Origin of the sequence: Planomonospora sp. ID67723 (assembly GCF_015711605.1) — a bacterium.
Classification (GTDB): Bacteria; Actinomycetota; Actinomycetes; order Streptosporangiales; family Streptosporangiaceae; genus Planomonospora_A.
Window position 1 is genome coordinate 1,875,566 of record NZ_JABTEZ010000001.1, and the last position, 18,873, is coordinate 1,894,438.

General features: G+C 71.3%; 19 protein-coding genes. 13 read left to right on the forward strand and 6 right to left on the reverse strand.

Annotated features, from left to right (window positions below):
• Positions 1–22 precede the first annotated feature (22 nt).
• Positions 23–649, forward strand: coding sequence for a TetR family transcriptional regulator (locus tag HS041_RS09000; protein ID WP_196440012.1), 627 nt, complete (start codon positions 23–25; stop codon positions 647–649).
• A 100-nt stretch (positions 650–749) separates the two neighbouring features.
• Here HS041_RS09000 and HS041_RS09005 read toward each other — a convergent pair whose 3' ends face one another.
• Both HS041_RS09005 and HS041_RS09010 read right to left on the reverse strand, forming a co-directional pair.
• On the reverse strand, positions 750–1,661 hold the full coding sequence (locus tag HS041_RS09005; RefSeq protein ID WP_196440013.1) for a hypothetical protein: 912 nt from the start codon (positions 1,659–1,661) through the stop codon (positions 750–752).
• Positions 1,662–1,916: 255 nt separating this feature from the next.
• Positions 1,917–2,765 (reverse strand): hypothetical protein, encoded by an 849-nt coding sequence (locus HS041_RS09010; protein ID WP_196440014.1) that lies wholly within the window; start codon positions 2,763–2,765, stop codon positions 1,917–1,919.
• Between the two features lie 362 nt (positions 2,766–3,127).
• On the opposite strand from HS041_RS09010, the gene icmB reads away from it, so the two are divergent.
• From icmB to HS041_RS09030, 4 genes are all read left to right on the forward strand, one after another.
• Positions 3,128–3,535, forward strand: a complete 408-nt coding sequence (gene icmB, locus HS041_RS09015) for a coenzyme B12-dependent isobutyryl CoA mutase small subunit (RefSeq protein ID WP_196440015.1) — start codon at positions 3,128–3,130, stop codon at positions 3,533–3,535.
• Between the two features lie 229 nt (positions 3,536–3,764).
• Positions 3,765–4,946, forward strand: a complete 1,182-nt coding sequence (sucC, locus tag HS041_RS09020) for an ADP-forming succinate--CoA ligase subunit beta (RefSeq protein ID WP_196440016.1) — start codon at positions 3,765–3,767, stop codon at positions 4,944–4,946.
• Complete coding sequence (gene sucD / locus HS041_RS09025; protein WP_196440017.1) at positions 4,946–5,821, forward strand: succinate--CoA ligase subunit alpha; 876 nt, start codon at positions 4,946–4,948, stop codon at positions 5,819–5,821. Before sucC ends, sucD begins: the two co-directional genes overlap by 1 nt.
• Positions 5,822–6,030: 209 nt before the next feature.
• Entirely contained in the window at positions 6,031–7,692 is a 1,662-nt protein-coding gene (locus HS041_RS09030) for a cell division protein PerM (RefSeq protein ID WP_196440018.1), read from the forward strand.
• A 52-nt stretch (positions 7,693–7,744) separates the two neighbouring features.
• Here the strand turns inward: HS041_RS09030 and pip are convergent, their stop codons facing one another.
• On the reverse strand, positions 7,745–8,704 hold the full coding sequence (gene pip / locus HS041_RS09035) for a prolyl aminopeptidase (RefSeq protein WP_196440019.1): 960 nt from the start codon (positions 8,702–8,704) through the stop codon (positions 7,745–7,747).
• Between the two features lie 73 nt (positions 8,705–8,777).
• Here pip and HS041_RS09040 point away from each other — a divergent pair, with 73 nt between their 5' ends.
• The gene (locus tag HS041_RS09040; protein WP_196440020.1) at positions 8,778–9,287 is read left to right on the forward strand and encodes a MarR family winged helix-turn-helix transcriptional regulator; all 510 of its coding nucleotides are present in this window, start codon (positions 8,778–8,780) and stop codon (positions 9,285–9,287) included.
• A gap of 80 nt (positions 9,288–9,367) precedes the next feature.
• Here the strand turns inward: HS041_RS09040 and HS041_RS09045 are convergent, their stop codons facing one another.
• The gene (locus tag HS041_RS09045; protein WP_196440021.1) at positions 9,368–9,778 is read right to left on the reverse strand and encodes a hypothetical protein; all 411 of its coding nucleotides are present in this window, start codon (positions 9,776–9,778) and stop codon (positions 9,368–9,370) included.
• A gap of 70 nt (positions 9,779–9,848) precedes the next feature.
• Here HS041_RS09045 and purN point away from each other — a divergent pair, with 70 nt between their 5' ends.
• The 4 genes from purN to HS041_RS09065 all read left to right on the forward strand — a co-directional run bounded on the left by purN (position 9,849) and on the right by HS041_RS09065 (position 13,627).
• A complete protein-coding gene (gene purN, locus HS041_RS09050) occupies positions 9,849–10,520 on the forward strand; it encodes a phosphoribosylglycinamide formyltransferase (RefSeq protein WP_196440022.1) in 672 nt (223 codons plus the stop codon).
• Between the two features lie 69 nt (positions 10,521–10,589).
• Complete coding sequence (gene purH / locus HS041_RS09055) at positions 10,590–12,134, forward strand: bifunctional phosphoribosylaminoimidazolecarboxamide formyltransferase/IMP cyclohydrolase (protein WP_196440023.1); 1,545 nt, start codon at positions 10,590–10,592, stop codon at positions 12,132–12,134.
• A 393-nt stretch (positions 12,135–12,527) separates the two neighbouring features.
• A complete protein-coding gene (locus HS041_RS09060) occupies positions 12,528–12,701 on the forward strand; it encodes a hypothetical protein (RefSeq protein ID WP_196440024.1) in 174 nt (57 codons plus the stop codon).
• 80 nt (positions 12,702–12,781) lie between these two features.
• A complete protein-coding gene (locus HS041_RS09065; protein ID WP_196440025.1) occupies positions 12,782–13,627 on the forward strand; it encodes a bifunctional methylenetetrahydrofolate dehydrogenase/methenyltetrahydrofolate cyclohydrolase in 846 nt (281 codons plus the stop codon).
• A 1-nt stretch (position 13,628) separates the two neighbouring features.
• Here the strand turns inward: HS041_RS09065 and HS041_RS09070 are convergent, their stop codons facing one another.
• On the reverse strand, positions 13,629–14,285 hold the full coding sequence (locus HS041_RS09070) for an FHA domain-containing protein (protein ID WP_196440026.1): 657 nt from the start codon (positions 14,283–14,285) through the stop codon (positions 13,629–13,631).
• Between the two features lie 181 nt (positions 14,286–14,466).
• On the opposite strand from HS041_RS09070, the gene HS041_RS09075 reads away from it, so the two are divergent.
• From HS041_RS09075 to HS041_RS09085, 3 genes are all read left to right on the forward strand, one after another.
• Positions 14,467–15,588, forward strand: a complete 1,122-nt coding sequence (locus HS041_RS09075) for a citrate/2-methylcitrate synthase (protein ID WP_196440027.1) — start codon at positions 14,467–14,469, stop codon at positions 15,586–15,588.
• A gap of 2 nt (positions 15,589–15,590) precedes the next feature.
• Positions 15,591–15,860, forward strand: a complete 270-nt coding sequence (locus HS041_RS09080; protein ID WP_196440028.1) for a DUF3017 domain-containing protein — start codon at positions 15,591–15,593, stop codon at positions 15,858–15,860.
• A gap of 114 nt (positions 15,861–15,974) precedes the next feature.
• On the forward strand, positions 15,975–17,189 hold the full coding sequence (locus HS041_RS09085; RefSeq protein ID WP_196440029.1) for an NADP-dependent isocitrate dehydrogenase: 1,215 nt from the start codon (positions 15,975–15,977) through the stop codon (positions 17,187–17,189).
• Between the two features lie 89 nt (positions 17,190–17,278).
• Here the strand turns inward: HS041_RS09085 and HS041_RS09090 are convergent, their stop codons facing one another.
• A complete protein-coding gene (locus tag HS041_RS09090) occupies positions 17,279–18,814 on the reverse strand; it encodes an RNA polymerase sigma factor (protein ID WP_196440030.1) in 1,536 nt (511 codons plus the stop codon).
• Positions 18,815–18,873 lie beyond the last annotated feature (59 nt).

Sequence of the window (18,873 nt, forward strand, 5' to 3'; positions counted from 1 at the left end):
CTGCACCGGGTAGGATCCCGCTGTGAGTCTCGCCGAACGCAAACGTCAGCTCGTCCGTGACGAGCTGACCGAGGCCGCGCTCAAGCTGCTGGCCTTCCAGGGCTTCGACAAGACGACGATCGACCAGATCACGGCGGCGGCCGGGGTCTCCCGCCGCACGTTCTTCCGGTACTTCCAGTCGAAGGAAGACGTGGTCATCGAGTTCATCGGGGACCTCGGGCACAGACTGCACACCGAGCTCGCCGCCCGTCCCGCGGACGAGGCCCCGGCGACGGCGGTGCGCAACGTGCTGACCGCCTTCACCGAGGGCTTCCGGGAGCACACGGAGAAATCGCTGTGCCTGACCAGGCTCACCCTGCGCACCGACGCCCTGCTGGGCCGCTACCTCGAACGGCAGGTCCGCTGGCGCGCCGACATGACCGCGGAGCTGGCCAGGCGGATGGGGGTCGATCCGGGTTCGGACATGCGCCCGGCGCTCATCGTGGCGACCGCCTTCGGCGCCTTCGACACCGCGCTGACGGCGTGGGTCGCCGGCGAAGCCGCCGACGACCTGAAAACCATCGTCAACCACGCGTTCGACCTGCTGGACGGCGGTGCTCTCGCGGTCCGCGGCCGGTCCGCTCCGGGCGGGGCCGCGGCGGGGGCATGAGCCGGAGCGGAGGCGTGGGCAGCGGCGGAGCGGACGCGCGGAGCCCGCGGGACCTTCTCCCGCGGGCTCCGCGCCGGTCACGCCGAGTCGGTTCCGCGGGTCAGTTCCCGGTCCCGAGGATGCGGGCGAAGGGGTCGTCGTTCCCGCCCTCGAGGTCGAGCTCGTCGAAGTCGGCCACCTGGGCGGCGGGCGGAGCCTTGATGGAGGACTTCACACCCCAGCCGGAGTAGCGGCTGTCGTTGAGATAGGTGAGGTCCACGCTGGTCAGCCCGCGGGTGGACTGCGTCCAGGAGGAGACGGCGCGCCGTACGAGCTGGTCGGAGCCGATGTAGAGCTGCCAGCTCACCTTCAGCGCGGCGGACTTGGCCGAGGGCTTGGCGCCCAGCAGCCCGCGGACGGTGGGGGAGAGCCGGTACAGCTCGCCCAAGGTGATCGTGCCCGAGTGCACGACCGTCCGCGTGCCGTCCCACGTTCCGCCGGCACGCCTGGCCGTCGTGCGGGCCAGGACCGCTTTCAGCGTGGCGGGTTCGAGGGGGTTGACCATCTGCTGGGCGGGGTTGCCGGGGGAGACCGGCTCGGCCGGGGTGCGCAGCCACTTCTTGCCCTCGGGCATGGCCTCGGCGTAGAACGCGCTGGAGGTGTAGGAGACACCCTTGACCGTGATCGTCCTGGAGGGGGCGAACAGGTCCTTGAACTCCTCGGCGAGTTTCCTGTCGGTGCCGGGCAGGCTGAAGGTGCTGGTCAGGTCGGAGGCCGCCACGCCCTTGCCGCCGAATTCCAGCACGCCGCCGCGCCGACTGAAGATCACCCGTTCGGTCTTGCCCTCGCCGATGAGCTTGGCCTGCTCGCCCAGCTTCACCCCGTGGCCGGGTCTGAACTGCTTTCTCAGCGCGGACACCGGGTCGGTCGGCGCGCTCGCCGGGGTCGTGTTCGCCGGATCGGCGTTCGCCGGGGCCACCAGCGCGGGAACGACCAGTGCCACCGCGGCGGCACCGGTCAGAGTGGCGATCATCCGCCTCATCGAGGGGTCCTCCAAGATGGGTCCTCCGGTCCCCGCGCCATCGCGGAGAGCTGAGTGAGATTCTTGCCTAAACCACGACATGGCAGGCGAAAACCTGAGAGACGGATCGTTCTCGGCGGGAGGCCCCGCCGAGAACGACGTCACGGCCGGTCGGTCATCCGCCGAGGATCGAGATCGGGCCCTCATGGGTTCCGCGGTCGCCGGACGCGGGCCACGGGCGTCGGCGGCTGCCGTACGAGAGGCGGGTCAGCCGACCGGCAGCGTGGCGGGCGGGGAGAAGTCGCCGCCGACCCGGCCCGCGTCGGCGGTGTCCTCCGGGGGCGGAGGCGTGAGGGTGACGTCGGAGCCCCAGGCGGTGTAGCGGGTGTCCGCGACCGTGACGGTGGGGGTTTTCCCCGCGGGCTGCTTCCAGGTGGTGGTCAGGCGCCGGACCAGGTTCGAGCGGTCCAGCCAGAGCCGGAAACCGACCGGGATCTTCGCGCTCCGGCCCTTGGGCGGCCCGGCGAGCCGGTCGCGGAAGGAGGGGGAGACCTTGTAGAGCGTGCGCAGCGAGACCGCTCCCTGCAGGTAGGTCCCGGAGCCGAGCTTCCGCTTCACTGCGGCGTGCGAGAGCAGGGTGCCGAGGGTGGCGGGCTCGAAGACGTTGACGATCTGCGGGAACGTCTCGGTCTGCTTGATGTTCTCCGGACCGATCAGGCCGAGCCACTTCTTCCCCTCCGGCAGCCACGTCTCGTAGCCGGGCCCGGAGAGGTACGCCTCGTTCGGGAAGCAGATCACCCGGGTCGAGCCGACGTTCTGCCCGGTCAGGTTCTCGAACTCCCTGATCGCCCCGCGTCCCGCCTCGGTGCGCCCGGTGGTGTCGGTGGCGTACACCCCGGAGGCGTCGAACTCCACCTTGCCCCTGCGCCAGATGGTGACGACCGCCTTGCCGTCCTTGTAGACCCGGCCGAGGTCGGCGATGCGCAGCCCCTTGTGCTCGGCGAACTGCTGCTTGAGCTTCGTCACGGGGGACGGTGCCCGCTCCGCCTGCGCCGTCCCCGCCGGCAGCACCGAACCGACCAGCACCGCCGCGACCAGAGTGGCCCACCGTCTCATCGGGATCTCCCTCACCAGGGGTCAAGATCCGCCAACCTAGGTCACCGCGGCCCGCGCGACTACGCCTCGAGCCAACAACTCCGCGTCCCGCTTTGCGCGTGCGTGAGCCGTACGGCATGCGGGAGGCCGGCACCCGTGACGCCGTCGGCGGGTGGCGGGGAGGGCGGCCGCCGGACAGGCCGTCCGGCGCGGAAGTGCCGGGAGACCTCCTGCGGCCTCCCGCAGGTCACGGTGTCCTATTTTAGGAAAAATCGGAGTCGCGAGGTGTTATGCCGTCATCGGTGACGTCCGGCAGGGCCGGGGCGGTTACGCTGCGGGCAGCCGTCACTTCGTGGGTGCGGCGCAGACGAGGAGGTCTGTTGATGGATGCCGTGTCGAGAATCCGCGTCGTCATCGCCAAGCCCGGGCTGGACGGGCACGACCGGGGCGTGAAGATCGTGGCGAGGGCGCTGCGGGACGCCGGGATGGAGGTCGTCTACACCGGCCTGCACCAGACTCCCGAGCAGATCGTGCGCACCGCCATCCAGGAGGACGCCGCCGCCATCGGCCTGTCGATCCTCTCGGGGGCGCACATGACCCTCTTCGCCAAGGTGATCGAGCTGCTGAAGGAGCACGACGCGGACGACATCGTGGTGTTCGGCGGCGGGATCATCCCGGAGGCCGACATGCCGGAGCTGGAGCGGATGGGGGTCGCCCGGGTCTTCACGCCGGGGGCGACCACGCAGGAGATCGTCGAGTGGGTGCGGAGCGCCGTCCCCGCCCGCGTGTAAGCGCCGCCGGGGCCCGTCCCGGATGTTCCCGGAGGGAGCGGGGAGGCCTGAGGGGAGAAGGACGCGCCGGGAAAACACGACCGGCCCGCGTGACCTGGCCCCGGTGACTCCCTCCGGTCCTTCGGGCGGCTAGGCTTCATTGGCGCAAAAATCGCCTGGCTCCCGCCGAGATCGTGGAGCAGGCCCGCCGACATCTGTACACCAGCCGGACAAGCAAGGACGGACCCTCGTGGACCTGTTCGAACATCAGGCGAAGGAGCTCTTCGCGGAGTACGGCATCCCGGTGCCGCGCGGCATCGTCGCGCACACCGTGGAGGAGGCACGGGCGGCAGCCGAGGAGCTGACCGGCCGTGTCGTCGTCAAGGCCCAGGTCAAGACCGGTGGCCGCGGCAAGGCGGGCGGCGTGAAGGTCGCCGACGACGCCGCCGACGCCGAGCGCAAGGCCACCGACATCCTTGGCATGGACATCAAGGGCCACACGGTCCACAAGGTCCTGATCGAGGAGGCCAGCGCGATCGCGGAGGAGTACTACTTCTCCTTCCTGCTCGACCGTGCGAACCGTACCTTCCTCGCGATCTGCTCCGCCGCGGGCGGCATGGACATCGAAGAGGTCGCGCACAGCACCCCGGAGAAGGTCGCGAAGGTCCCGGTCTCGCCGCTCACCGGCGTCGACCGCGCCAAGGCCCGTGAGATCGCCGCGGCCGGCGGCCTGCCGGAGCGGGCGCTGGACGGCGCCGCCGAGCTCATCGAGAAGCTCTGGGCCGCCTTCGTCGACGAGGACGCCTCCCTGGTCGAGGTCAACCCGATGATCCTGTCCGCCGACGGCCAGGTGAAGGCCCTCGACGGCAAGGTCACCCTCGACGACAACGCCTCTTTCCGCCAGCCCGAGCACGAGGCCTACGCGGACAAGGCCGCCGAGGACCCGCTGGAGGCCGCGGCCAAGGCCAAGGACCTCAACTACGTCAAGCTCGACGGGAACGTCGGCATCATCGGCAACGGCGCGGGCCTGGTCATGTCCACCCTCGACGTCGTCGCCTACGCGGGCGAGGCCTTCCCCGGCCAGCCCAAGCCCGCCAACTTCCTCGACATCGGCGGCGGCGCCTCGGCCGAAGTCATGGCGGCCGGTCTGGAGATCATCATCTCCGACCCCGCAGTGAAGTCGATCTTCGTCAACGTCTTCGGCGGCATCACCGCCTGCGACGCGGTCGCCAACGGCATCGTCTCGGCCTTCCAGCTGCTGGAGAGCCGCGGCGAGGCGATCACCCGTCCCCTGGTGGTCCGGCTGGACGGCAACAACGCCCTGCTCGGGCGGCAGATCCTGGCCGACGCCAAGCTTCCCGGCGTCGAGCTGGTCGACACGATGGACGAGGCGGCCAAGCGCGCCGCCGAGCTGGCTGCGGTGGGTGCGTAATGGCTATCTGGCTGACCGAGAACAGCAAGATCATTGTTCAGGGCATGACCGGTGGGGAGGGCACCAAGCACACCCGCCGCATGCTGGCCTCCGGCGCCAAGGTCGTCGGTGGCGTCAACGCCCGCAAGGCCGGCACCGTCCACGAGGGCCTGCCGGTCTTCGGCACCGTGGCCGAGGCCATGCGTGAGACCGGCGCCGACGTGTCGGTGGTGTTCGTGCCGCCGGCCTTCACCAAGGACGCGGTCAAGGAGGCCGTCGACGCCGGGATCGGCCTGTGCGTGGTGATCACCGAAGGCGTGCCGGTGCACGACACCACCGAGTTCTGGGCCTACGCCACCGCCAAGGGCAACAAGACCCGCATCATCGGGCCCAACTGCCCGGGCATCGCCTCGCCGGGTGCCTCCAACGCCGGCATCATCCCGGCCGACATCACCACCGCCGGCCGGATCGGTCTGGTGTCGAAGTCGGGCACGCTGACCTACCAGCTGATGTACGAGCTGCGCGACTTCGGGTTCTCCACCGCGGTGGGCATCGGCGGCGACCCGGTGATCGGGACCACGCACATCGACGCGCTCGAGGCTTTCCAGGCCGATCCGGACACCGACGCGATCGTGATGATCGGTGAGATCGGCGGGGACGCCGAGGAGCGGGCCGCGGCCTACATCGAGCGTCACGTGACCAAGCCCGTGGTGGCCTACGTGGCGGGGTTCACCGCGCCGGAGGGCAAGACCATGGGGCACGCGGGTGCGATCGTGTCGGGGTCGGCCGGGACCGCGCAGGCCAAGAAGGAGGCGCTGGAGAAGGTCGGCGTGCGGGTCGGCAAGACCCCCAGCGAGACCGCCCGCCTCATGCGCGAGGTCATGAAGTCCCGCTAGCGGATCGGCGGCCGCGACGACGACCGTGACAGCGATCGTGGCAGGGGCAGTGACAGGGGCGCCCGGCATCGTGCCGGGCGCCTCTGCCGTGCCGGCCCTCGTCTCCCGCGTCCCCGGGCCCGCCCGCCGGCCGCCTTCCGCCGCCGGGGCGCGACACGCGGGCCGATGAAGGCCCGTCCACAGCCATGATCCTGAGACCATCAGGTATTGTGACGGCCCTTCTCGACCAGCTCCGGACAGCTCCGCGCAGCGTCCTCAGCCGCATCCCCCTGCCCGGCGTCGCGGGTGAGGACGACGACATCCGTCGCCCGCTCCCCGTCTCCGGGATGCTCGCCGCGGTCTGGACCCTCGGCGTCGGCCTGGCGGTGCTCACCACGCTCACCCTGGTCGGCTGGATCGCCGCCCCCCGGGACGCGCTCGGCCCCGGCCTGCCCGGGGTGTTCCGCACCGCTGCGCAGCTCTGGCTGGCGGCGCACCACGCCGGGTTCGCGATCCCCGGCGGCTCCATCGGGCTGATCCCCCTCGGGCTCATGGTCCTGCCGGCCTTCCTGCTCTACCGCGCCGGGATCTGGATGGCCCGCGACGCGGACCTGCGGCTGCGGCTGCCCGCCCGGCTGCCCAAGAACAGCCCCAAGGACGAAGCCAACGCCCGCCGCCGGGCCCAGCTGGTCCTGATCGGGCAGGCGGGGGTCTCGCTGGCGGCGCCGTACGCGCTGCTGGCCGGGGGGATCGCGCTCGTCGCCCGCAACGAGATCACCCAGCCGTTCATCGGCGACGTGCTGGTCAGCCACCTGTCGCTGGCCTTCCTCGCCGGGTCGCTGGCCACCGTACGCGCGATCGGGCCGTGGCGGTCGATGCTGCGCCTGCTGCCCGAGCGGGTGCGGTCGGTCGTGGTCGGTACGGCCGCCGCGGTGGGGATCATGCTGGCGGGCGGGGCGGTCCTGGTGCTCGGCGCGCTCGCGGTGAGCTTCGGGCAGATCCGGGAGCTGACCGAGGTCCTGTCCCCGGGTTTCGTCGGCGGCCTGCTGCTCCTGCTGGGCCAGGGGCTCTACCTGCTCAACGCGTTCGTCTGGGGGATGTCCTACATCGCGGGACCGGGGTTCGCCGTCGGCACCGGCACGCTGATCGCCCCGACAGGCGTCCAGCTGGGCACCGTGCCCAGCCTGCCTCTCCTGGGCGCGCTGCCGGAGGCCGGGCCGACCCCGCCCTGGATCATGGCGGTGATCGCGGTGCCGTTCATGGCCGGGGCCGTGGGGGGCGTGCTGCTCGTCAGGGTCGCCCCCTCGCCCTCCTACGAGGGCGCGCCGCTGTGGGGGTTCGTCTGCGGCGCCGCGACCGGCTGCGTGGCCGGTCTGCTGGCCGCGCTGTCCGGGGGCTCGCTCGGCGGGGCCAGGCTCGCCGTGATGGGTCCGGCGGCATGGGAGGTCATGCTCTCGGTGACGCTGGAGACGGGCGTCGCCGCGGGGATCTCGGCCGGACTGGCCAACTGGTGGCTGATCTTCCGGGGCCAGAACACCGCCGTCACGAGGGCCGCGGCCAAGGTCGGCACGGCCACGGCCCCCGTCCGCAAGGCGGGAGCGAAGCTGGCCAGGGCCGCCGGATCGGTGGCGGGCAGGGCCGGCCTCGCCGAGCAGGACCGGCCCCGCGCGCTCCCCGGCCACTGGCTGGACGCCACCGAGTGCGACACCCAGCCGATCCCGGTCATCCGGGACGACTGGGAGGACGAGCACGCCTCGGCCGTGACGGAGAACCCGGCGAAGCTCCGGCGCCGCGAGCCGCCCCGCCCGCCCCGGCGCGACATCGTCGACGAGACCGATGACAAGGGCGGTCATGTTATCTACCTGGATCCCTACGCGTGGGACCGCGACTGACCCGGCCGCCCCGCCGTACGGCCGGCGTGTTCTGAGACGGGGGCGGGGCCGCTCACCGGCGGGCGAACCGGTCGAGCGCTCCGAGGATCTCCGAGCGCATCGCGTCGCTGCCGGTGTGCCCCGAGTCGTCGACGATGACCAGCTTCGCGTCGGGCCAGGCGCGGGCCAGTTCCCAGGCGGTGCCGGCCGGACCGCTCAGGTCGAGGCGGCCGTGGATGAGGACGGCCGGGATGCCGGCCAGCCGTCCCGCGTCGCGGAGCAGGGCGCCCTCCTCCAGCCACGCGCCGTGCGAGAAGTAGTGCGCGCAGATCCGGACGAGCGCCAGGAGGTCGTCCGGCGGGCTGTCGCTGTAGGCGTTCGGCACGCCGTTCGGTTCGAGGGAGATCACCGCGTCCTCCCACGCGCACCAGTCGGCCGCGGCCCTGGCCCGCACCCGCGGGTCGGGATCCTCCATGAGCCGGGAGTAGGCCGCCAGCAGGTCGCCGTCGCGGTCGGCCTCGGGCACGCCGTCCCGGAAGCGCTCCCACTCCTCGGGGAAGAACCGGCCGACGCCGCGGTAGAGCCAGTCGATCTCCGATCGCCGGGTCATGGTGACGCTGGGGATGACGATCTCCGACACCCGCTCCGGGTGGCGCTCGGCGTAGGCGAGGATCAGCGTGGACCCCCACGAGCCGCCGAACAGCAGCCAGCGGTCGACGCCCAGGTGTTCGCGGAGCAGCTCCATGTCGGAGAGCAGGTGCTCGGTGGTGTTGAGGCTCATGTCCGCTGCGGGGTCGCTCGCGTGCGGCGTGCTGCGCCCGCAGTTGCGCTGGTCGAACAGGACGACCCGGTAGCGGTCCGGGTCGAAGTACTGCCGGTGGCCGGGCGAGCATCCGCCGCCCGGCCCGCCGTGGACGACGAGGGCGGGCTTGCCGTCCGGGTTGCCGCAGACCTCCCAGTAGACGAGGTTGCCGTCGCCGGCGTCGAGCATCCCGTGGTCGTACGGCTCGATCGGGGGATAACGGTCCGCCATGCAGGGCTCCTTCCGCAGATATACAACAGTACTGTTATATCGCGATATGCAACAGCGCTGTTATGTTATGGGAATGGAGCCCTTCGCGTCCGGACCCGGACTGCTCGGAACGCGCCTGCGTCACCTGCTGGAACTGCTGGACGGCGACGTCGCGGCCGTCTACGCCGATCTCGGTCTGGAGGGGTTCCGCCCGAGGTTCACGCCGGTCGTGCGGGCCCTGGCCGCCTCGGGGCCGAGCTCCATCCGCGACCTGGCGCGCGTGATCGGGGTGACCCACTCCGCGGCGAGCCAGACGGTGGCCCAGATGGCCAGGTCGGGACTCGTCGCCGTCGCGCCGGGCGAGGACGCGCGTCAGCGGATCGTCCGCCTCACGCCGGAGGCCGAGGCGCTCGTGCCGGTGCTGGAGGCGGAGTGGGCGGCCACCGCCGCCGCGGCCGCCGGGCTGGAGGCGGAGCTGTCGTTCCCGCTGAGCCGGCTCGTCGACGAGGTGCTCGCCGCCCTGTCCAGGCGCCCGATGCGGCAGCGGATCATGGAGGCGGTGCCCGACCTCGTGACCGGCGGGCGTGAGGGCCCGCGCCCCTGAACCGCGGCGGGGGAGGCCGCGCGCGGCCCGGCGCCCCCCTGCGGGAGGGGCCGGTGCCGAGGGGACCCGGGCAGGTCAGGTCAGGGAGGGAACGGGAACTGCAGCTGGCCGGGCCCGACGACGGGGAACCGCTCCTCCATGGCCCGCTCCAGCCGGTCCACGCACTCGTTCTGCGCGGCGACGGTGCCGGCGCCGATCTTGCATTCGGCGTAGGCGGCGAGCTCCTCGCTGAGGTAGAGCTGGAGCGCGAGCACCGCGAGTGAGATCAGGAGCGCCACCGAGGAGATGACGATGCCCGCGACGGCCGCGCCCACGGGCTTGGCCGCCGACCTGAGCGCGGGGATCGCACGGATCGAGACGACGAGTGCGAAGACCGCCACGAACAGCCCCGCCAGCGGGAGCATGAACGTCAGCACGATCGCCGCGAACGCCAGCCAGAGCGCCCGTCGTCCCGCCTTCTCCGCGGGTCGTAGCTGGACGGGTGTCGTCACCTGCAGGACCTCCTTGCATCACGTGAGCCGACAGGCCGATACCCTTGCAGCGGCGTGAGTACCCGTCGGAATGGAGAGTGCGTCGGTGTCATCCCAGGCCGCTCGGCTTGTGGTTCTCGTTTCCGGCTCTGGAACAAACCTACAGGCCCTTCTCGACGCGGTGGCAGACGAGGGGTACGGCGCCCGGATCGTGGCGGTGGGCGCCGACCGTGACGGCATCGAGGGGCTGGACCGCGCGGAGCGCGCCGGGGTGCCGACCTTCGTCGAGCGGATCCCCGACCACCCGGCCCGCGAGGCGTGGGACCTGGCGCTCGCGGCCAGGATCGCCGAGTACCGGCCGGACCTGGTCGTCTGCGCCGGGTTCATGAAGATCCTCGGCGCGCCGACGCTGACCGCCTTCCCCGTGCTCAACACCCACCCCGCGCTGCTGCCGTCCTTTCCCGGGGCGCACGGGGTCCGCGACGCCCTCGCCCACGGCGTGCGGGTCACCGGCTGCACCGTGATGCTCGCCGACGCCGGGGTGGACACCGGGCCGATCGTCGCCCAGGAGGCCGTCCGCGTCTACGACGGCGACGACGAGCACACCCTGCACGAGCGCATCAAGGCCGTCGAGCGGGGGCTGCTCGTCGAGACCGTCGGGCGGATGGCCCGCGAGGGCTGGACGGTGACCGGCAGGACCGTCCGCATCGGGCGTCCCCGGGACCCCGGCCGGCCGGACGCCGCACGGCCCCGAGCGGTCTGAACAACTGGAACGACCCGGCGGACGAGCCGGGCGCCCCGGACAACCGGAAGCAAACAGGAGGAGCAGGAAGTGACCCGCATCGCCATCCGGCGCGCGTTGATCGCGGTGTACGACAAGAGCGGGCTGGAGGAGCTGGCACGCGGGCTCGACGCCGCGGGTGTGGAGATCGTCTCCACCGGCGGCACCGCCGCGAAGATCGCGTCTTTCGGCGTCCCGGTGACTCCGGTCGAGGCGCTGACGGGTTTCCCCGAGTGCCTCGACGGCCGGGTGAAGACCCTGCACCCGCGCGTGCACGCCGGCCTGCTGGCCGACAGCGGCAACCCGGACCACGTGGCGCAGCTCGAGGAGCTGGAGATCGACCCGTTCGAGCTGGTCGTGGTCAACCTCTACCCGTTCCAGGAGACCGTCGCCTCCGGCGCGTCCGACGCCGAGTGCGTGGAGCAGATCGACATCGGCGGCCCGGCGATGATCCGCGCCGCGGCCAAGAACCACGGCACCGCCGCGATCGTCGTCGACCCGGCGGCCTACGGGGACGTGCTCGCCGCGGTCGCCGAGGGCGGCTTCACCCTCACCGAGCGCCGCCGCCTGGCCGCCGCCGCCTACGCCCACACCGCCGCCTACGACACCGCCGTGGCCTCCTGGTTCGCCAACGTGTACGCGGCCGAGGAGGACGCCTGGCCCGCCTACATGGGCGCCTCCTGGAAGCTGTCGACGCCGCTGCGCTACGGCGAGAACCCGCACCAGCGCGCCGCCCTCTACAGCGCGGGCACCGGCGGGCTGGCCGGGGCCGAGCAGCTGCACGGCAAGGAGATGTCCTACAACAACTACCTCGACGCCGACGCCGCCTGGCGGGCCGCGTGGGACTTCGCCGAGCCCGCCGTCGCGATCATCAAGCACCAGAACCCGTGCGGCATCGCGGTCGGCGCCGACGTGGCCGAGGCGCACCGCAAGGCCCACGCCTGCGACCCGGTCTCCGCCTACGGCGGGGTCATCGCGGTGAACGGCGAGGTCACCGGGGAGCTGGCCCGGCAGATCGCCGAGGTGTTCACCGAGGTCGTGGTGGCCACCGGCTTCACAGGTGAGGCACTGGCCGTACTGACCGAGAAGAAGAACATCCGGCTGCTGTCCTGTCCGCAGGGCCCGGCCAACCCGGCCGAGTTCCGGCGGATCGACGGCGGCCTGCTGGTGCAGACGGCCGACCGGGTGGACGCCCCCGGCGACGCCTCCGAGAGCTGGGAACTCAAGGCGGGCCCTGCGGCCTCCGCCGAGGTCCTCGCCGACCTGGCCTTCGCCTGGAAGGCCTGCCGCTCGGTGAAGTCCAACGCGATCCTGCTCGCCTCCGGCGGGGCGAGCGTGGGCGTCGGCATGGGCCAGGTCAACCGGGTCGACTCGGCCCAGCTCGCGGTCTCCCGCGCGGGTGAGCGCGCGGCGGGGTCGGTGGCGGCCTCCGACGCGTTCTTCCCGTTCGCCGACGGTCTCAAGATCCTCGCTGAGGCGGGGGTGCAGGCGATCGTGGAGCCCGGCGGCTCGATCCGGGACGACGAGGTGATCGCCGCGGCCGAGGCCGCCGGGATCACCCTCTACTTCACCGGGACCCGGCACTTCTTCCACTAGGAGACACCCGCTCCCGTACGGCGCCGCCTCCGGTCGTGAGGCGGCGCCGTACGTCTTCCCGGCGCCCGTGCGTCTCCCCGGTCCCGGTGCCCGTGCGTCTTCCGGGCGTCCGTCCGCCCTCCGTCCGCCCTCCGTCCGCCGTCCGGCGGCCGCCCGCGGGGCACGCTCTCCGGCAGCCTGTCCGCAGGCGGGCCTCGATTTCTCCCGTCCGATTTTCCGGAACCCCTACGGTGGGCGGCCGGTCCGCCGATACTGCTGGTGTCGCTCTCCCACCGGGTCGCTCTGATGCGGGTGACAAGAGAGTGGCGAAATGAGCAGGTTGTTCCGGCTTACGAGGCTTTGTCCTGTGGTTAGCCTGGAGCATTCTTTCCCATGGCCCGCTGGAGACCTCACATGCCCATGCTTGACTTCATCCTGCCCGTCCTCGTGATGATCGGCGGGTTCTGGCAGAGCCCGATCACCCTGGTGGTGCTCGCGCTCGGCTCTGCGTACATGGGCGTGAAGGCCGTAGAGATCATCCCCTTCACCCGCAGGATCATCGAGCAGCGGGAGGCCGAGCGCGGCTGACCCGGTGCGGACGGCCGCCCGCGGTCTCAGGGAGGTGGCGGGCGGCCGGGCGCGGATGATCTCATGAGAAAGTTGGGTTCATGAGCGCGCAGATTCTGGACGGCAAGGCCACCGCAGCAAAGATCAAGGCAGACCTCGCGGCGCGGGTGACCGCGCTGAAGGAGCGGGGGATCACCCCCGGACTCGGCACGGTCCTCGTGGGCGACGACCCGGGCAGCCAGATCTACGTCGCGGGCAAGCACCGCGACTGCGCCGAGGTCGGCATCGCCTCCATCCGCAGGGACCTGCCCGCCAACGCCACTCAGGCCGAGCTCGAAGAGGTCATCGACGAGCTCAACGCCTCCCCCGAGTGCACCGGCTACATCGTTCAGCTCCCGCTGCCCCGGCACTTCGACACCCAGGCGATCCTGGAGCGCGTCGACCCGGCCAAGGACGCCGACGGCCTGCACCCGATCAACCTGGGGCGGCTGGTCCACATGGTCGACGCGCCGCTGCCCTGCACCCCGCACGGGATCGTCCTGCTCCTGCAGGAGTACGGCGTGCCGATCAAGGGCGCCGAGGTCGCCGTGGTCGGCCGAGGCATCACCGTGGGCCGCTCGCTCGGCCTGCTGCTCACCCGCCGCACCGAGAACGCCACCGTGACGCTCTGCCACACCGGCACCCAGGACCTGGCGGCCCACACCCGCCGCGCCGACATCGTCGTCGCCGCCGCGGGCGTGCCGCACCTGATCACCGCCGACATGGTGAAGCCCGGCGCGGCCGTGCTCGACGTCGGCGTCTCCCGGGTCGACGGGAAGATCGCCGGCGACGTCGCCCCGGATGTCCGGGAGGTCGCCGGCTTCGTCGCGCCCAACCCCGGCGGGGTGGGCCCGATGACCCGGGCCCTGCTGCTCGCCAACGTCGTCGAGGCCGCCGAGAAGGCGTGAGTCAGGACGCCCGGCGGCCCGCGGTGGTGGTCGTCGCCGGCTGGGACTCCGGGGTGCCGGTCGCGCGCTGCGACGGCACCACCGGAGTGGGCCTGACCAGTCCCAGGGCGACGACCTCGTTGGCCAGCCTGGTGCGCCGGTTGGTGCCCTCCGGGATCCGGAACTTCTGGTAGAGGCGGAGCAGGTGCTGCTTGACGGCCGCCTCCGTCACCACCAGGTCGTCGGCGATCTCCCGCGCGGTGGCCGGGGCGACGAACGCCTCGTCCGACAGCGCCGGCCGGCACAGCGAGGTCAGCACGTCGACCTCCCGCCTGGTCAGCTCGGGGGCCGCGGCGCGGCGGAGCTCGACCTCGGGGGCGAAGTCCTCGCGGGGGACGCCGCCGATCCTGCCTCGTGCGGCGCCGAAGGAGACGACGTCGCCGTCGTCGAGCACCCTCCGGGCGATCGGCCTGCCGTTCACCCGTGTGCCGTTGCGGGACAAGCCCAGGTCAACGACGTACAGGTAGGGTCCGCGCCGGACGAATTCCGCATGCAGCCGGGAGACACTCGGATCGGTGAGCCGGATGTCAACCCCCCGGCCGCGCCCGATGGTCGTGATCTCGGGGCGCAACGGGACCACCTCGCCGGTGTCCTCGATGCGTATGAACGGCCCCTCCACGGCAGTTCCTCCCCAGGTAGCCCGCCGTAACTGTTACTACAGCTCCGGCTTACCCAAACGAGGGGATGGGGAATCGCCTTTGCCAGAAGCAGAATCATTCGTGAAATTGGTCTGGACCTCTCTCCAGGGTTTCCCCTGCTCACGGGTAGACTTCGAGCGAAGATAAGCGGAGGAAACACTCATGGCGGACAAGCCCACCAAAGGCCTCGCCGATGTCGTAGCCGCGTCCACAGCGCTCAGTGACATCGACGGCAAGGCAGGTCGCCTCTTCTATCGTGGCTACGACATCCACGATCTGGCCGGCCGCACCACCTTCGAAGAGACCGCTCACCTGCTGCAGTGCGGCGGGCTCCCGAACCGGGAGAAGCTGGCCGCCTACGGGGCGGAGCTGGTCCGCGGGCGCACCCTCGGTGCCCTCGTCGAGGCCAACATCCCCGAGATCGCAGAAAAGCAGGAGCCCATGGAGGCGCTGCGCACGCTGGTCTCCCTGGCCGGCGCCGACGATCCGGACAAGGGCTCCAACAGCCCCGAGGCCAACCTGCACAAGGCCGCGAGGCTGACCGCGCAGCAGCCCATCCTCGTGGCCCGCTACCACGCGGCCCGGACCGGCGCCGCGATCCCCGACCCCGATCCGGGACTGAGCATCGCGGCCAACTTCCTGCTGCAGATCACCGGCCGCGCCGCGGACTCCCGCGCGGTGGAGATCTTCGACGCCTGCCTGGTCCTGCACGCCGACCACACGATGAACGCCTCGACGTTCGCCGCGCGCGTGTGCGCCGCGACCCTGTCGGACATGCACTCGGCCATCGTCGCCGCGATCGGCACCCTCAAGGGCCCGCTGCACGGCGGCGCCAACGAGCAGGTCATGCGCACCCTGGAGTCGCTCGACCCGCAGGGCGTGGCCCAGGCCGTCCGCGACAGGCTCGCCGCCGGCGAGAAGATCATGGGATTCGGGCACCGGGTCTACAAGACCGAGGACCCGCGCGCCACGCACCTGCGCCGGATGTCGCAGGAACTGGCCGAGGCCTCCGGCGACGACACCTACTACCGGATGTCCAAGGAGATGGAGGAGGTCGTCTTCGAGACGAAGGGCCTCTACCCCAACGTGGACTTCTACGCCGCGACGGTCTACCACTACCTCGGCATCCCGACCGACCTGTTCACTCCGGTGTTCTCGGTCAGCCGCATGTCAGGATGGACCGCACACGTCATCGAGCAGCACGCCGACAACCGGCTGATCCGCCCGGACAGCGAATACATCGGTGAGCGCGACCAGAAGTGGAAGCCGATCGACGAACGGTGAACATGAGCGCAATCGACGATCGTTGGGGACCGTACCCGCTGGTGCTGGCGGGTGCGGTCCTCGCCGTGACCTATGCCGCCCTGGTCGATCCCGAGTGGGGCGGGTTCGCGCTCGGCGCGGTCATCGCGCTGGGCGCCGTGCTGCGGCTGGCCGGGGGTGGGCGGCTGGCCGTACGGAAGAAGGCGACCGACGTCGTCACTCTCGCGGTCCTCGGCATCGCGCTGATGGGTGGCTCCCTCGTGCTGGAGTACCCGTCGCTCATGCCGTTATAAGTCGGATGACCGGGTGGCCCGCAGGGTGCGGACGCCCGTCCGATAGCCTCGACGGCCAGTGAGCCTCAAAAGGACTGTCTGGCCAGTTGTTAGTTCAGAAGGGGAACCACACGCATGCCCAAGATCAAGGTAGAGGGTCCCGTCGTCGAGCTTGACGGCGACGAGATGACCCGGATCATCTGGCAGTTCATCAAGGACCAGCTGATCCTTCCCTACCTCGACGTCGACCTGAAGTACTACGACCTCGGGATCGAGCACCGCGACGCCACCGACGACCAGGTGACGATCGACGCCGCCAACGCGATCAAGCAGTACGGCGTCGGCGTCAAGTGCGCCACGATCACCCCGGACGAGGCGCGCGTCGAGGAGTTCGGCCTCAAGAAGATGTGGAAGTCCCCGAACGGGACCATCCGTAACATCCTCGGCGGCGTCATCTTCCGCGAGCCGATCATCATGTCCAACGTGCCGCGGCTCGTCCCCGGCTGGACCAAGCCGATCGTCGTCGGCCGTCACGCCTTCGGCGACCAGTACCGCGCCACCGACCTGAAGGTCCCGGGCGAGGGCACGCTGACCCTCACCTTCACCCCGAAGGACGGCTCCGAGCCGATCGAGCTCGACGTGTACGACTTCCCGGGCTCCGGCGTCGCCATGGCGATGTACAACCTGGACGAGTCCATCCGCGACTTCGCCCGCGCCTCCATGCGGTACGGCCTGGCCCGCAACTACCCGGTCTACCTGTCGACGAAGAACACGATCCTGAAGGCCTACGACGGCCGCTTCAAGGACATCTTCGCCGAGGTGTACGAGACCGAGTTCAAGAAGGAGTTCGAGGCCGCCGGCATCTCCTACGAGCACCGCCTGATCGACGACATGGTCGCCGCGGCGCTCAAGTGGGAGGGCGGCTACGTCTGGGCCTGCAAGAACTACGACGGCGACGTGCAGTCCGACACCGTCGCGCAGGGCTTCGGCTCGCTCGGCCTGATGACCTCGGTCCTCATGACCCCCGACGGCCGCACCGTCGAGGCCGAGGCCGCCCACGGCACCGTGACCCGTCACTACCGTGAGCACCAGAAGGGCAACCCCACCTCCACCAACCCGATCGCCTCGATCTTCGCGTGGACCCGGGGCCTGGCCCACCGCGGCAAGCTCGACAGCACCCCCGCGGTGATCGACTTCGCCGAGAAGCTGGAGCAGGTCTGCGTCGAGACCGTCGAGGGCGGCCAGATGACCAAGGACCTCGCCCTGCTCGTCGGCGGCGACGCCAAGTGGCTGACCACCCAGGACTTCCTGGCGGCCCTGGACGAGAACCTCAAGAAGAAGATGGCCTGACCACGGTCATAGCGCGGGGCCGTCCCACGGGGCGGCCCTCTGCTTTTCCCGGCCGCTCCTTCCAAGGGCCACGGCCGTCGCCCCGGCCGTCACGGGGTCGGGGCCGCGCCGATGACGACCCGGTCCTCGGCGGGGACGCCGGGCAGGCGGCTGGTCCGGCCGGTGATCGCGTCGACCCGGTAGAAGCCCAGGATGTCCCGGCTGGCCCGGCCGGTCAGCTCGACGACGACCGCCCGGGTGTTCAGCCAGCCGACGACATCACCCGAGACGGGTTCTCCCAGCGGGGGCAGGGGCACGCGCTTGACGACCCGCCGCGCGGAGGCGTCCACGATGTGAAGGACGTCGTTGCGGGCCTCTCCCGATACGGTGGCCGCGGCGTACCTGCCGGTGGGAGAGCCCTCCCAGACGGAGTACTTCCCGTCGAGCCAGCGTCCGGCCTTCTCGACGGGCGTCGTCTCTCCGGGGGACGGCGGAGCGGTCTTCCCCGTGGCGAAGTCGGTCCGCAGCCGCCCGGCGGCCAGATCCACGGTGAAGCGGCGCCCGTCCGCGGAGACGCGGACGGACGGGCCGTGCTCGATGTCGGCGGGTGTGATCACGGGGGACAGGTACCGCTTCGTCCCGGTCGGCAGGTCGTGGGCGACGTACCTGCGCTCGGCCGCGCTGAGGTAGGCGATGCGCCGGCCGTCACGGCTGACGACCGGGCTGAGCTCCCGGTAGCCGTCGATCTCGTGCCCCAGGTTCTGGACGGCGTCGGGGACGGCCACCGTGGTCTCGCAGGGGCCGGGCTCGCAGTTCACCTTGGGAAGGTCGGGATACTGCGCGGGGTTGTGATCGGACATCAGCGCCAGTGTCCAGCCCGAGCAGAGGATCTTGCCGGTCCAGGGCATCTCGGGAGTGCCGTCAGGGCACTCGCCGGGGACCGCGTAACGGATCACGAAGGGTGTGGGGGGTATCTTCCACGGCCCGGGGGAGGCAGTGGCGGTTGCGGGGGAGGGCGCGGCGGTCCCCGGCGTCGCCGGGGCCTGGGGAGCTCTCTCCCCGGCGGCCAGCGCGGAGGTCCACACCTGGCCCTGCGGGGTCAGCGCGACGATGGAGCCGGCCACCAGGACGAGGGCGATCGCCGTCAGCAGGACCTTCCGCCTGGCGCGGCGGCGCAGCGCCGTGACGGACCGGGCGGAGAGGTCCGGTACGGAGGCCTCGCCCGCCTGGGCGGCGAACCTGTTGGTCAGCCGCTTCCGGTCGCCCTTGGTGAGCGCGTCCACCGCCTCGGCGATCTCCGCCTCCACGGTCTCCACCGTGAGGCCGAGGATGTCGGCCAGCTCGGCGGGGGCCCTGCCGTTGTGGAGGCAGGCGACGACGAGGAGGCGGCGGCGGGGCGGGAGCCGTACCAGGGCGGTGGCTCCGGCGGCGGTGGGCCTGCGCAGGAAGGCGCGGTAGAGCGCGACGCGGGCGTGCTCGCCGGGGCTCTCCCAGGCTGCGGGCGGCCAGGCCAGGCCGACGGTGCGGACGGCCTGCAGCACGAGGCGGATGGCCTGCTCGTGGCTGCCGGTCAGGAGCAGGGCGGTGCCCACGAGGGAACGCTGATCGCGCTGGACGAACTCGCGAAAACCGACATATCGCCACATGGGGGCCTTGCTCCGCTTGGTTGGGGGACTCAACGGTAGCGATCCAAGCACTTGCAGCG

Excerpts from the sequence above, each read along its gene's own strand:
- HS041_RS09040 (WP_196440020.1), top strand. The coding sequence starts at position 8,778 with ATGGAGCCCTTCGCGTCCGGACCCGGACTGCTCGGAACGCGCCTGCGT.
- purN (WP_196440022.1), top strand. The coding sequence starts at position 9,849 with ATGGAGAGTGCGTCGGTGTCATCCCAGGCCGCTCGGCTTGTGGTTCTC.
- icmB (WP_196440015.1), top strand. The coding sequence starts at position 3,128 with ATGGATGCCGTGTCGAGAATCCGCGTCGTCATCGCCAAGCCCGGGCTG.
- HS041_RS09080 (WP_196440028.1), top strand. The coding sequence starts at position 15,591 with ATGAGCGCAATCGACGATCGTTGGGGACCGTACCCGCTGGTGCTGGCG.
- sucD (WP_196440017.1), top strand. The coding sequence starts at position 4,946 with ATGGCTATCTGGCTGACCGAGAACAGCAAGATCATTGTTCAGGGCATG.
- HS041_RS09065 (WP_196440025.1), top strand. The coding sequence starts at position 12,782 with ATGAGCGCGCAGATTCTGGACGGCAAGGCCACCGCAGCAAAGATCAAG.
- HS041_RS09010 (WP_196440014.1), bottom strand. The coding sequence starts at position 2,765 with ATGAGACGGTGGGCCACTCTGGTCGCGGCGGTGCTGGTCGGTTCGGTG.
- HS041_RS09005 (WP_196440013.1), bottom strand. The coding sequence starts at position 1,661 with ATGATCGCCACTCTGACCGGTGCCGCCGCGGTGGCACTGGTCGTTCCC.
- HS041_RS09075 (WP_196440027.1), top strand. The coding sequence starts at position 14,467 with ATGGCGGACAAGCCCACCAAAGGCCTCGCCGATGTCGTAGCCGCGTCC.
- HS041_RS09085 (WP_196440029.1), top strand. The coding sequence starts at position 15,975 with ATGCCCAAGATCAAGGTAGAGGGTCCCGTCGTCGAGCTTGACGGCGAC.
- HS041_RS09090 (WP_196440030.1), bottom strand. The coding sequence starts at position 18,814 with ATGTGGCGATATGTCGGTTTTCGCGAGTTCGTCCAGCGCGATCAGCGT.
- pip (WP_196440019.1), bottom strand. The coding sequence starts at position 8,704 with ATGGCGGACCGTTATCCCCCGATCGAGCCGTACGACCACGGGATGCTC.
- HS041_RS09060 (WP_196440024.1), top strand. The coding sequence starts at position 12,528 with ATGCCCATGCTTGACTTCATCCTGCCCGTCCTCGTGATGATCGGCGGG.